The organism is Thauera sp. WB-2 (assembly GCF_027594845.1).
Classification (GTDB): domain Bacteria; phylum Pseudomonadota; class Gammaproteobacteria; order Burkholderiales; family Rhodocyclaceae; genus Thauera; species Thauera mechernichensis.
The window spans coordinates 3,055,677-3,068,472 of the sequence record NZ_CP088935.1 but is presented as its reverse complement, the minus strand read 5'-3'; the positions used below and the strand labels follow the sequence as shown (position 1 = coordinate 3,068,472).

The 12,796-nt window shown below is 67.4% G+C and carries 13 protein-coding genes; 1 reads left to right on the top strand and 12 read right to left on the bottom strand.

Annotation, left to right across the window (positions count from 1 at the left end):
• Positions 1-13: 13 nt before the first annotated feature.
• From pyk to gcl, 6 genes are all read right to left on the bottom strand, one after another.
• The gene (pyk, locus tag LQF09_RS13995) at positions 14-1,432 is read right to left on the bottom strand and encodes a pyruvate kinase (RefSeq protein ID WP_270068267.1); all 1,419 of its coding nucleotides are present in this window, start codon (positions 1,430-1,432) and stop codon (positions 14-16) included.
• A complete protein-coding gene (locus LQF09_RS13990; protein WP_270068266.1) occupies positions 1,429-1,863 on the bottom strand; it encodes a GlcG/HbpS family heme-binding protein in 435 nt (144 codons plus the stop codon). The genes pyk and LQF09_RS13990 overlap by 4 nt, the downstream gene beginning before the upstream one ends.
• A gap of 82 nt (positions 1,864-1,945) precedes the next feature.
• Positions 1,946-2,368, bottom strand: a complete 423-nt coding sequence (locus LQF09_RS13985) for a DUF3830 family protein (RefSeq protein ID WP_002924371.1) — start codon at positions 2,366-2,368, stop codon at positions 1,946-1,948.
• A 121-nt stretch (positions 2,369-2,489) separates the two neighbouring features.
• Positions 2,490-3,374, bottom strand: a complete 885-nt coding sequence (locus tag LQF09_RS13980) for a 2-hydroxy-3-oxopropionate reductase (RefSeq protein WP_002938164.1) — start codon at positions 3,372-3,374, stop codon at positions 2,490-2,492.
• A 70-nt stretch (positions 3,375-3,444) separates the two neighbouring features.
• The gene (gene hyi, locus LQF09_RS13975) at positions 3,445-4,224 is read right to left on the bottom strand and encodes a hydroxypyruvate isomerase (protein WP_002924366.1); all 780 of its coding nucleotides are present in this window, start codon (positions 4,222-4,224) and stop codon (positions 3,445-3,447) included.
• Between the two features lie 58 nt (positions 4,225-4,282).
• Entirely contained in the window at positions 4,283-6,058 is a 1,776-nt protein-coding gene (gene gcl, locus LQF09_RS13970; RefSeq protein WP_002924363.1) for a glyoxylate carboligase, read from the bottom strand.
• A gap of 240 nt (positions 6,059-6,298) precedes the next feature.
• Here gcl and LQF09_RS13965 point away from each other — a divergent pair, with 240 nt between their 5' ends.
• Positions 6,299-7,249 carry a LysR family transcriptional regulator gene (locus LQF09_RS13965; RefSeq protein WP_270068265.1) on the top strand — a complete coding sequence of 317 codons (951 nt, stop codon included), beginning with the start codon at positions 6,299-6,301 and terminating at the stop codon, positions 7,247-7,249.
• On the opposite strand, the gene LQF09_RS13960 is transcribed toward LQF09_RS13965, so the two are convergent.
• The 6 genes from LQF09_RS13960 to LQF09_RS13935 all read right to left on the bottom strand — a co-directional run bounded on the left by LQF09_RS13960 (position 7,246) and on the right by LQF09_RS13935 (position 12,689).
• On the bottom strand, positions 7,246-7,761 hold the full coding sequence (locus tag LQF09_RS13960) for an AmiS/UreI family transporter (RefSeq protein ID WP_002938162.1): 516 nt from the start codon (positions 7,759-7,761) through the stop codon (positions 7,246-7,248). The two genes, LQF09_RS13965 and LQF09_RS13960, sit on opposite strands and share 4 nt — an antisense overlap.
• Positions 7,762-7,897: 136 nt before the next feature.
• Positions 7,898-8,698: a GntR family transcriptional regulator gene (locus tag LQF09_RS13955; RefSeq protein ID WP_270068264.1), complete on the bottom strand. Its 801-nt coding sequence runs from the start codon at positions 8,696-8,698 to the stop codon at positions 7,898-7,900.
• Positions 8,699-8,812: 114 nt separating this feature from the next.
• Positions 8,813-9,787, bottom strand: a complete 975-nt coding sequence (locus LQF09_RS13950; protein ID WP_270068263.1) for an ABC transporter ATP-binding protein — start codon at positions 9,785-9,787, stop codon at positions 8,813-8,815.
• Entirely contained in the window at positions 9,784-10,818 is a 1,035-nt protein-coding gene (locus LQF09_RS13945) for an ABC transporter ATP-binding protein (protein WP_270068262.1), read from the bottom strand. Before LQF09_RS13945 ends, LQF09_RS13950 begins: the two co-directional genes overlap by 4 nt.
• 5 nt (positions 10,819-10,823) lie before the next feature.
• Positions 10,824-11,732: an ABC transporter permease gene (locus LQF09_RS13940; protein WP_270068261.1), complete on the bottom strand. Its 909-nt coding sequence runs from the start codon at positions 11,730-11,732 to the stop codon at positions 10,824-10,826.
• Between the two features lie 3 nt (positions 11,733-11,735).
• Positions 11,736-12,689 carry an ABC transporter permease gene (locus LQF09_RS13935; RefSeq protein WP_270068260.1) on the bottom strand — a complete coding sequence of 318 codons (954 nt, stop codon included), beginning with the start codon at positions 12,687-12,689 and terminating at the stop codon, positions 11,736-11,738.
• Between the last annotated feature and the right edge of the window lie 107 nt (positions 12,690-12,796).

The following is a 12,796-nucleotide window of genomic DNA, read 5'->3' as shown; positions in this document are numbered from 1 at the left end:
CTGCGTGCGGTGCTCAGTCGGGAATGCGGGCGATATGCAGCAGGTTGGTGCTACCGCTACGCCCGAACGGCAGACCCGCAATCACCACCACCACGTCGCCGGGGGCCGCGAAGTCGTGCGCCACCGCGGCGCTGGCGGCATGGTCCACCATCTCGGCGACGTCGTGTACTTCCTCGAAGGGCACCGCGTGCACGCCCCACACCAGAGCCAGGCGTCGTGCCGTACCGACATGCGGCGTCAGTGCCAGGATCGGGGTGGCAGGGCGCTCGCGGCTGGCGCGCAGGCTGCTGAAGCCGGTCGTCGTGTAGGCCACCGTGGCAGCGGGCTCGAGCAGTCCGGCCACGCGTCGCAGCGCGCAGCAGATCGCGTCCGGGGTGTTGGCCGCAGCTGGCGTGTGGCTCGCCTCCAGCCCGCTGCGCCAGGCCGGGTCGTGCTCCACCTCGCAGATGATGCGGTGCATGATCGATACCGCCTCGACCGGATACTGGCCGGATGCGGATTCGGCCGACAGCATCACCGCATCGGCGCCGTCATAGATCGCCGTTGCCACGTCCGAGGCTTCTGCGCGGGTCGGTACCGGCGCACCGATCATCGACTCCAGCATCTGCGTCGCGACCACAACCGGGCGGCCAGCGGCACGTGCCGCACGTACGATGCGCCTTTGCAGCACCGGCACCTGCTGCGGTGGCATCTCGACGCCAAGGTCGCCGCGCGCGACCATGATGCCGTCGGCCAGGGCGACGATGGGCTCGAGTTGCTCGATGGCGGCCGGCTTCTCCAGCTTGGCCATGATCCAGGCCTGGTCGCCGATGATTTCTCGCGCCTCGCGGATGTCCTCCGGGCGTTGCACGAAGGACAGTGCCACCCAGTCCACCCCGAGCGCCAGGCCGAAGTCGAGGTCGGCCCGATCCTTTGCAGTGAGTGGCGAGATCGGAAGCACCACGCCGGGCACGTTGACGCCCTTGCGATCGGACAACACGCCGCCCACCAGCACGGTGGTATCGGCGAAGTCGGCACCGAAGGCGTCCACCCGCAAGCGCAGCTTGCCGTCGTCCAGCAGCAGTTCGGTACCCGTCTCGAGCGCGGCGAAGATCTCGGGGTGGGGCAGGTTGACGCGTACGGCGTCGCCCGCCGTCGGGTCGAGGTCAAGCCGGAAGCGCGCGCCCGGGCCGAGTGTCACCCGGCCTTCGGCGAAGCGACCGACACGCAGCTTTGGCCCCTGCAGATCCATCAGCACGCCGATCGGGCGGCCGAGCTCGTGCTCGACCTCGCGGATCTGCTTCATCCGCTCGGCATGGTCCTCGTGGCTGCCATGGCTGAAGTTCAGGCGGAACACGTCCGCGCCGGCCAGCGCCAGTTCACGGATGCGCTCGCGACTGGCGCTGGCCGGGCCCAGCGTGGCGAGGATGCGGGCACTACGTTCGCGTTTCATGCGGTTTTCTCCAGGGTGGCGGGCTCGGCGCGGATTGCAAGTGCAGCAACGCCGGCACGGGCGACCTGTGCGTCCTCGCCGGCCTTGACCCCGGAAACACCGACTGCGCCGATCACGCTGCCGTCTACCAGGATGGGTTCGCCGCCTTCGAGCGGCACCACCGGCATTGCCAGCGCCGCGTAGCGGCCGTTATTGACCATCTCTTCGAAGGCCTTGCTCGGCTTGCCGCTGAGCACGCTGGTGCGCGCCTTCTCGGGTGCCACCATTGCGCTCATCAGCGGCGCGCCATCCATGCGCTGAAGCCAAAGGGCATGCCCGCCGGCGTCGCAGATGGCAATGCTCACCGCCCAGCCGTGGGCGCGTGCCTCTGCCTCGGCCGCGGTGGCGATGGAGCGTGCATCCTCAAGGGTGAGGGCGTGGGTTGATCTCATAGTCGTTGTCTCTTGGTCGTTGCAGTCGAGCGCGATCATGCCCGCGCCCTTGGCGGCGCCTGGATGCCGGCGAGGCGCTCCGTCAGCGCTCTCCCAGGTCGGTGAAGCGGATCCACTGCGCGCCCTTCCACAGCACCGTCCGCCCCATCTCGTAGAGCTGGTCCATGCCCTCGACCACGGTCAGGAAGTGGTTGCCCGCGAGCTGGCCCATCTTGCTGGCGAAGCAGCTGCTGCCGTACGCGAACAGGATTTCGGTCTCGGAGAAGCCGCCGGGATAGAGCAGGATGTCGCCGCGCGAAGGATGGCTGGTGTGGTTCTCGAAACCCAGGCCGGTATCGAACTCGCCCAGCGGCACCCATACGGCCTCGCCGCTCCAGCGCGAGTGGATCACCTGGTTCGAGAACGGCAGCAGGTCCAGGAAGGCGGCGCAGGTCTTGGGCGCGGCAGCTTCTTCCAGGCGGGCGACGAAGCGGAACGAGCCGACGTCGATGGCGAGGTGGCGCATCGGAATCTCCTTCGGTGGGTGGGTGGCACGTCGGGGAGAACGTGCCACCCGGGTTACGCCGATCCGTGCCGGCGCTTTGTGATTATGGGCTGTAAGGGGTTGGGGGCGGACCGGCGAGCGTTTACTGCCCGATCTCGAAGTTGGCCATCTTCTCGAGCGCGCGCACCATCGCCGAGTGGTCCCACTTCGCGCCGCCGTGCGCGCTGCAGGCGTTGAACAGCTCCTGCGCGGTGGCGGTGTTGGGCAGCGACACGCCGAGCTGGCGGGCGGTGGTGAGCGCCAGGTTGAGGTCTTTCTGGTGCAGCTCGATGCGGAAGCCCGGGTCGAAGCTGCGCTTGACCATGCGTTCGCCATGCACTTCGAGGATGCGCGAATTGGCGAAGCCGCCCATCAGCGCCTGGCGTACCTTGGCCGGGTCGGCACCGGCCTTCGCGGCCAGCAGCAGGGCCTCGCCCACCGCCTCGATGTTGAGTGCGACGATGATCTGGTTGGCGACCTTGGTGATCTGGCCGTCGCCGTTGCCGCCGACCAGGGTGATGTTCTTGCCCATCAGTTCGAACAGCGGCCTGACCTTGTCGAATGCCGCCTCGCTGCCGCCGACCATGATGGTCAGGCTGGCTGCCTTGGCGCCGACCTCGCCGCCGGAGACCGGGGCGTCGAGGTATTCGCAGCCGAGGGCGTTGATGCGCTTGGCGAAGTCCTTGGTGGCAACCGGTGAGATCGAGCTCATGTCGACCACGATCTTGCCCGCCGACAAGCCGGCCGCGACGCCTTCCGGGTTGAACAGCGCGTCCTCGACGTGCGGGGTGTCGGGCACCATGGTGATGATGATGTCGGCCTTGCGTGCGACCTCTGCGCCGTTGGTGCAGGGCTGGGCGCCGGCTTCGAGGAGTACGGCGGGGGTGTCGCCGTGGGTGTGGGTGAAGACGGTATGGCCGCCCTTGATGAGGTTGCCCGCCATGGGGGTGCCCATGATGCCGAGGCCGATGAAGCCAATGTTTGCCATGATCTTGTTTCCTGGATGTGATTGAAGCTGGGTCATTCTTTGCAGGAGCGCCGCAAGGCGCGAGCCTGTCTCAACCCGCGAGTGCCTGGATCCAGCCCAGCCCCTCGCGGGTGCCTGCGGCGGGCTTGTATTCGCAGCCGATCCAGCCGTCGTAGCCGAGCCGGTCGATGAAGCCGAACAGCCAGGCATAGTTGATCTCGCCGCTGCCGGGCTCGTTGCGGCCGGGGTTGTCGGCGATCTGCATGTGGGCGATCCGCGGCAGGTGCTTGGCGATCGTGTTGGCGAGTTCGCCCTCCATGCGCTGCATGTGATAGATGTCGTGCTGCAGGTACAGGTTGCTTGATCCGACTTCATCGATCAGCGCGATCGCCTGCGCCGTGCGGTTAAGGTAGAAGCCGGGGATGTCGAAGGTGTTGATCGGCTCGACCAGGAGGCGGATGCCGGCCTCTGCGAGCTTGCCAGCGGCAAAACGCAGGTTGGCGACGAAGGTCTCGTGCACCTTGCCGCTATCCACGCCGGCCGGCGCAATGCCAGCGAGACAGTTCAGTTGCCTGCAGCCGAGCGTGGTGGCGTAGTCGAGCGCACGGCCGACGCCGTCCTGGAACTCTCCGACCCGGTCCGGATGGCAGGCGATGCCACGTTCGCCGCCTTCCCAGTTGCCGGCCGGCAGGTTGTGCAGGACCTGCACCAGGCGGTGCTTGTCCAGGCGCTCGGCAAGCGCGTCCTTGTCGAACGCATACGGGAAGAGATACTCCACGCCCTTGAAGCCCGCTTCCGCGGCCGCCTCGAAGCGGTCGAGAAAGGGCACCTCGTTGAAGAGCATGGTCAGGTTGGCGTTGAACTTGGGCATGTCGTGTTCTCCGTGGTTCGCTTGCGCCCCGCGGCGGCGGGGCGGGGTGAGGCAGGGGTCAGTCGAGCATCGAGATCGCGGTCGGCGCATCCGCGCCCTTCTCGGCGAGTTCCTCGAACTCGTTGATGGCGTTGATCTCGGTACCCATCGAAATGTTGGTGACGCGCTCGAGGATGATCTCGACCACCACCGGCACGCGGTACGTCTCCATCCACTGCTGCGCCTTGGCGAAGGCGGGCTGGATCTCCTCCGGCGTGCGCACGCGGATCGCCTTGCAGCCCAGACCCTCGACCACGCCCACGTGATCGACGCCGTAGCCTTCGGTCTCCGGTGCGTTGATGTTCTCGAACGCGAGCTGCACACAGTAATCCATGTCGAAGCCGCGCTGCGACTGACGGATCAGGCCGAGGTAGGCATTGTTCACCAGCACGTGGATGTAGGGCAGCTTGAACTGTGCGCCGACCGCCAGCTCCTCGATCATGAACTGAAAGTCGTAGTCGCCGGAGATCGCCACAACCTTGCGCTGCGGGTCGGCTGCGCACACCCCGAGCGCGGCCGGGATGGTCCAGCCGAGTGGGCCGGCCTGGCCGCAGTTGATCCAATTACGCGGCTTGTAGACATGAAGGAACTGCGCGGCGGCGATCTGCGACAGGCCGATCGTGCTGACGTAGCAGGTGTCCTGGCCGAAGACGCGGTTCATCTCCTCGTACACGCGCTGCGGCTTCATCGGCGTGTTGTCGAAATGCGTCTTGCGCTGCATCGTGCGCTTGCGCTGCTGACATTCGGCGGTCCAGGCGCTGCGGTCGGGGAGCTGGCCAGCAGCCTTCATCTCGCGCGCCACTTCGATCAGGCGGTCGAGTGCCGCGCCGGCGTCCGAGACGATGCCGTAGTCCGGCCCGAAGACACGACCGATCTGGGTCGGCTCGATGTCCACATGCACGAACTTGCGGCCCTCGGTATAGACCTCGACCGAGCCGGTGTGGCGGTTGGCCCAACGGTTGCCGATGCCGAACACGAAGTCGGACGCCAGCATGGTGGCGTTGCCGTAGCGATGTGCGGTCTGCAGGCCCACCATGCCGGCCATGAGCGGATGGTCGTCGGGGATCGTGCCCCAGCCCATCAGGGTCGGGATGACCGGCACGCCGGTGAGCTCGGCGAACGCCTGCAGCTTGTCGGCGGCGTTGGCGTTGATCACGCCGCCACCGGCGACGATCAGCGGGCGTGCGGCGGCGTTGAGCATGGCCATCGCCTTCTCGGCCTGGGCGCGAGTGGCGGCGGGCTTGTAGGCGGGCAGTGGCTCGTAGGTGTCGATGTCGAACTCGATCTCGGCCATCTGCACGTCGAAGGGCAGATCGATCAGCACCGGGCCGGGACGGCCCGAGCGCATGATGTGGAAGGCCTGCTGGAACACGCGCGGAACCAGCGCCGGCTCGCGCACCGTCACGGCCCACTTGGTCACCGGCTTGGCGATCGACTCGATATCGACCGCCTGGAAGTCTTCCTTGTACAGGCGGGCGCGCGGCGCCTGGCCGGTGATGCACAGGATGGGGATGGAGTCTGCCGAGGCCGAGTACAGCCCGGTGATCATGTCGGTGCCGGCCGGGCCCGAGGTGCCGATGCACACGCCGATGTTGCCCGGATTGGCGCGGGTGTAGCCTTCGGCCATGTGCGAGGCGCCCTCGACGTGGCGACCGAGGATGTGCTGGAAGCCGCCATTCTTCTTCATCGCCGAGTAAAGCGGGTTGATCGCGGCGCCGGGCACGCCGAACACCGTGCTCACGCCTTCCTTGCGCATCACCGCGGCTGCGGCATCGACTGCTCTCATGCGGGCCATTTTCGTCTCCTGGGGTGGATGTCGTTGAAATCGATGGCTGAAGCATACGAGCCTTCGCCAGCTGCCTGAATTGGGCTGGCGGTCGGTTCTGTCGATATGTAAAGTATCGACAGAGGGCTTTGACGGGTTCTCGCGCGCACTATCTACGGGCCTTTATGGGCTGTATTCGAAGTGAACATGACTCGAATGTATGTTCCGCCAGGGGCTTGAGCACCCCGCGTCCGAGTATCTGGAGGAGACATGGATCGCTATACCGAAATCCGCAGCTTCGTGCTGGTGGCGGAGAAGGGCAGCTTTGCAGCGGCTGCACTGGTCGAGGGCGTCACGCCGGTCGTCATGGGACGCCGCCTGGATGCGCTCGAGCGCCGTCTTGGCGTCAAGCTCATGCACCGATCGACGCGGGGTCTCACGCTCACCGAGCTCGGCGAGCAGCTCGTCGACCAGGGCCGCAGCCTGCTGCGCGAGTTCGACGAGATCGAGCGCGCGCTCAGCGCGGGGCGCGACGTGGTACGGGGCCACCTTGTCGTCTCCGCGCCTGCCGCCTTTGGCCGTCGCCACGTGGCGCTGCATGCAACGGCGTTCAAGGCCTTGCACCCGGAGCTGCGCATGTCGTTCAACTTCACCGACAGCCTGGTCGACCTGGTGCGGGAGGGTTACGACATGGCGATCCGCATTGGTGAGGTCACGGATCCCAACTATGTTGCGGTACGCCTGTTCCCCAACCGACGGGTGGTATGTGCCACCCCGGACTACTTCGAACGCCATGGTATTCCGCGCCAACCCGAGGATCTCGCCCGTCACAACTGCCTGGCCTTCAACCTTGCCGGTGGCCAGCAGCGCGGGTGGACCTTCCAGCGCGACGACAAGCTGTTTGCGGTGCGGGTCGAGGGCGACCTGGCCTGCAACGACGGCGAGCTCCTGTTCGACTGGGTTCGCCAGGGGCTCGGGGTGGGTTGGCGGTCGACCTGGGAGATCCAGGCCGAGCTCAAGCGCGGTGAGCTGGTCACGGTGCTCGACGAGTTTGCCGTGCCCAGCTACGACATCCAGGCGGTGTATCCGCAGCAACGCCACTTGCCGGCGAAGGTGCGTCGATTCATCGACCACCTGAAGGCGATCTATAACGCGCCGGGCTACTGGGAGGCGCCGCGCGCAGCAGAAGGGGGCGTGCGCAGCGGAAAGGGCGCCGCCTAGTGCAGGGTGCCGGTCAGCAGCAGGTAGCCCGGCAGCCAGCCCGTGAATATCCCCTGGCCGATGGCGACGGCGGCGGTCAGGCGCACGATCCGCTTCTGCAATGCGAGCAGCAGGAAGAACAGCAGCCACAACACCGCCCACGCGGCCCAGGACAGGCCGAGCCACCAGTCCCGGGCGCTCGCCGCCTGGCCCAGGCTATCGATCGCCACCGGTACGGCTGTGATCGCAACGAACAGGCTGAACCATCCAAGGCCGCGCCCGTCTGCACCGGTGAAGCGGTTGTAGGCGACCCACAGGTAGGTGAATGAAAACAGCAGGGATAGTGCAGCTGCCCGAATCGAAGCGCTGTCGGCATCGGCACCGAAGGCAAGCCTGAGGGCCACCAGCAGCGTCAGCCCGCCGGTAAACAGGTTGATGATCGAGATCTCGCGATCACCGATCCGTTCGAGCATCCACAGGCCGTTCAGGATCAGTACTGCGCCGACATAGAACAGTGAGAGGCCGAGGAGCATGAGGCTTGGGCGTTGGTTTCGAAGGCCGTTGTCGCCGGTGCGCGGCGACGCTGGACGCGAAGTTTAGGCCCGAGCTCCCGGGGCAGGGTGCGCGCGTGCCTATAAGGCACATCAGCGACTGCGTATCTGCCCTTGTTCAGGCCTTCAGCAAGGCCTCGAATACCGACTCGAGATCGAAGTGCTCATCATCGTCGTCCAGTCTCAGCGTCTGCTCCACATGCTTGAGGTGCACCAGCAACTGTTCGCGCGCGCCCTCGCCGTCGCCCCGGCGGATGTGCTCGACGATGTCGAGGTGCTCGTGGTCCTTGCAGGCGCTGGCGTCCGGGGAGTCGTACAGCGAGATGATCAGGCTGCTGAGCGCAACCAGGCGACGGGTGATGTCGATGAACAGGCTGTTGCCCGTGAGCTCGGCCAGCAGCAGGTGGAAATCCCCGGTCAGCCGGGTAAGGGCGGCGTGGTCATGCGCCAGGCGTGCGGCACCCTCCTGGGCGAGATGCGCCTCAAGGCGCTCGAGCGCCTCGGGCGTGATTCCCTGGGCAAGGGTCTCGACCACCGCAGTCTCGATCGCGCGCCGCGCGGCGAAGACCTCGCTGGTCTCGCGTGCGCTCGGACTCGCGACATAGGCGCCGTGATTGGGCTTGAGGGTGATGATGCGGTCCTGCGCAAGACGGAAGAAGATCTCGCGCAGTCGCGTGCGGCTGACACCGAACACCCGGCAAAGACGCTCCTCCGACAGCTTGGTGGCGGGGGGCAGCTTGCGGTGCGCGATGGCCTCGAACATCAGGTCGTAGATGCTCTGGTTGTCGAGGGCTGGCGCAGCCGAAGTGCCCCCGGCATCGCGGGCGCGTGGTGCGCGCCGGCGTTCGGATGCCTCGTCGGCAAGGACGACGGGTGTCTCGGGCGACTTGCGGGGGCGGGCCGGGCGGGTTGTGGGCATGTGGCAACACTGGGTTTATCGCACAACCCTCATTTTCGTGGGCTCTGCGCGCGACGTAAACGGATAAGGTGAGGATCTCATGCCGATTGCGCACAAATAGTTTGTGCACGCCTCTCAGCGAGCGCTTGCCGGCTGTATGCAACGCAGCAGGCGGTCGCCGTCCATACGTGCAGGGGGCAGCGGATCGTGGCAGCTCGCACTCGCGAGAGTGCAGCGCGGTGCGAATGCACATTCGGGAATGCGCCGCGTCAGCTGCGGGGGTGAGCCGGGGATCGCGTTCAGCGCCTGGCGGCGGTCCATGCCCGGATGCACCGTCGCCGCCAGCAGGCCCTGGGTGTAGGGGTGCCAGGGCGCGCGCATGACGGTGTCGATCGGCCCCTGCTCGATGACGCGTCCGGCGTACATCACGGCCGTGCGGTCGGCGACCTCGATGGCGACGCCGACGTCGTGGGTGACGAAGATCATGCTCATGCCCATCTCGCGCTGCAGTTCCTTGAGCAGCAGGAGTACCTGGATCTGCACCGTGGCGTCGAGCGCGGTGGTCGGCTCGTCGGCGAGCAGCACCTTTGGCCGGCACGACAGCGCGAGCGCGATCATCGCGCGCTGGCGCATGCCCCCGCTCATCTCGTGCGGATAGGCGTCCAGGCGCTTGCGCGCCGAAGGGATCTGCACGCGCTCGAGCATCTCCAGCGCGCGGGCGCGGGCATCGGCCCGGCTGCAGCCCTCGTGACGGCGTACTGCCTCGCAGATCTGTTCGCCGATCGTGAACACCGGGTCGAAGGCGAGCATCGGCTCCTGGAACACCATCGCCACCGTCTTGCCGCGCAGGCGCGACAGCGCGCCGGCGCTCATCGCCAGCACGTCCTCGCCGGCTATGCGGATGCTGCCCTCGATGCGGGTCTTGTGCGCCGGGTGCAGCCGCATCAGCGACTTCATCGTCACGCTCTTGCCGCAGCCCGACTCGCCGAGCAGGGCGAGCGTCTCGCCGGGCGCCAGGTCCAGATCCACGCCGTCGACGGCATAGATCGGCCCTTCCTCGCTGCGGAAGGTGACACGCAGGTCACGGACTTCAACCATTGGGTGGCTCATGCGGGCAGCTCCTCGAGGGTGATCACGCGGCTGTAGCCGGAGTCCGGCTGCAGGCGATGGCAGGCGGCGACCTGCTGGCCGGTGACCCGGCGCAGCGCGGGCACCTGCTGTGCGCACACCGGCTCGGCATGCGGGCAGCGCGGGTGGAAGCGACAGCCCGTGGGCGGCGCGATCGGGTTGGGCGGATCGCCTTCGAGCACCGCATGCTGGCGGCGCTCGCCCGGCGTCTGCGCCGGCACCGATTCGAGCAGGGCGCGCGTGTAAGGGTGCAGCGGGTGCGCGTAGAGCTCGGCCACCGGGCCGGATTCGACCACTTGGCCGAGGTACATCACCATCACCTCGTCGCTGACGTACTGCACCACGTTGAGGTCGTGCGAGATGAACAGGTAGGTGAGGTCGAACTCGCGCTTGAGCTCGGCGAGCAAGTTCAGCACCTGGGCCTGCACCGATTTGTCGAGTGCCGACACGGCCTCGTCGAGGATGACGATCTCCGGCCGGATCGCCAGCGCGCGCGCGATGTTCACCCGTTGGCGCTGGCCGCCCGAGAGCTCGTGCGGGTAGCGACGGATGAACACGTCCGGCTTGAGGCCGACGCGGTCGAGCAGGTCGCGCGCCAGCGCCCGTGCGGCATTGGTGGCGACACCGTGGATCTGCGGCCCGAAGGCGATGCTGTCCTCGATGGTCAGGCGCGGGTTGAGCGAGGCGTAGGAGTCCTGGAACACCATCTGCATGTGCTTGCGCAGCGCCGTCAGCGGGTGGCGGCCGACGCCGTGGCCGAACGCCTGGCCGCGGATGCGGATGCGGCCTTCGTCGGGCTCGATGAGGTGCATCAGCAGGCGCGCGGTGGTGGATTTGCCGCAGCCCGATTCGCCGACGATGCCCAGCGTGCGCCCGCGATGGACGTCGAAGCTGACGCCCTCGACGGCGCGCACCCACTGGCGCGGGCGGCCGAAGAAGTCGCGCCCGGCGGGGAAGTGCTTCTTCAGGTCCAGGACCTGGAGCAGGGGGGCGGAGGGGGTTGGAGTGTTCATGGCGTTCACCGCTTGATGTCCATGGCGCTGCGCAGCCCGTCCGAGAGCAGGTTGAAGCACAGCGAGGTGATGAAGATCATCAGGCCAGGCAGCACCGAGATCCAGGGCTGCAGGTAGATGGACTGGCGCAGGGTGTTGAGCATCAGGCCCCACTCCGGTACCGGTGGCTTCACGCCCAGGCCGAGGAAGCTCAGGCCGGCGGCGAGGATCATGCATACCGATACCAGGCTGGTGGCGTAGATGAACACCGGGCCGAGCACGTTGCCCAGCACATGCACGCGGATCAGCGTGAATGCGCCGGCGCCGGTCGCGCGTGCCGCGTCGACGAAGTCGAGGTTGCGCACCGAGGTGGTGATGCTCTCGGCCACGCGCGCGATCGGTGGGATGAACACCAGGGTCAGCGAGATGATCGCGTTGGCGAAGCCGGCGCCGAGCGCACCCGAGATCGCGATCGCCAGCAGCACCGCCGGGAAGGCGAAGAAGACGTCGGTCGTGCGCATGATCACGCTGTTGAGCCAGCCGCCGAAGAAGCCGGCCACCACGCCCAGGCCGGTGCCGACGACGAAGGCGATGAACACGGGCAGCAGCCCCATCACCAGGCTCATGCGGCCGCCGTGCATCAGGCGCGACAGCATGTCGCGGCCCAGCTCGTCGGTGCCCAGCCAGTGTCCGGGGGTGCCGATCGGCGCCAGGCGCTGGCTCATCACCCCTTGCGCGGGGTCGTGCGGGGCCAGCCAGGGTGCCAGCAGCGCCATCAGCATCAGGCCCAGCAGCAGCCCGGCGCAGCCCATCGACACCTTGTCGCGGCGCAGGCGCAACCACACCGTGGCCCAGTAGCCGCGCGAGCGCAGCGGCGCCACGACCGTGGCCTGGGCCGCAGCGGCGGCGGCCGTGGTGGAAGACGCGTTCGTCATCGTTCAGCTCCTCTTGATGCGCGGGTCGAGCAGGGTCTGCACGACATCCACCAGCAGGTTGAGCGCGACGAAGAACATCGCCAGCACCAGGATGATGCCCTGCAGCAGCGGGATGTCGCGCTGGAAGATCGCGGTGTTGAGCAGAAAGCCGGTGCCCGGCCAGGAGAACACCGTCTCCACCAGGATCGAGCCGCCCAGCAGGTAGCCGAACTGCAGGCCCATCACGGACAGCACGGTGGGGGCGGCGTTCTTGGCCACGTGGCGGGTGATGGCCAGCGCGCCCAGGCCGCGCGCGCGCAGTGCGCTGACGAACTCGGCGTTGAGGATCTCGGCCACCGTGGCGCGCACGGTGCGGGTGACGATGCCCATGGGGATGAAGCACATCGTCACCGCCGGCAGCACCAGGTACTGCAGGTGGGCCCAGTCCCAGCGCCATTCGCCCGAGCCATCCGCGCCCGCGCCCATCGAGGGTAGCCAGTCGAGCTGCACCGAGAACACGATCACCAGCACCAGGCCGAGCCAGTAGTGCGGCACCGATACGCCGGTGATCGCGATTGCGGTGGCGAGCTTGTCGATACAGCGCCCGTTGAAGAAGGCGGCCAGCGTGCCGAGCACGATGCCGCCGCCAAAGCCGATCACTGCCGCGGCGACTGCCAGCAGCAGGGTATTGCCGAGGGCGAGCGCGATGTCACCCATCACCGGGCGTCCGGTGGCCACCGACAGGCCGAGGTCGCCCTGCAGCGCGCGCTGCACCCAGGCCCCGAACTGCACCACCAGCGGGCGGTCCATGCCGTAGGCCTGCTTGATCGCGGCCACCACCTCGGCCGGCGCGTCGGCGGGGATCACCGCCGTCAGCGGGTCGCCAGGGGCGAGGTGGACCAGCGAGAAACACACTGCGGCCACCGCGAGTGCAATCGGAATCGCATACAGGATGCGCTTGAAGATGAATGCGAACATGCTTGCCCTCCAGTCCGGGAAGCGGCCGGCGTACGCCCCCCCCCCTTTCGAGCAGGGGCGCTCAGGCGCGGCCGGTGGATGGCCGGCGGGGCGTGCCTAGCGCACAC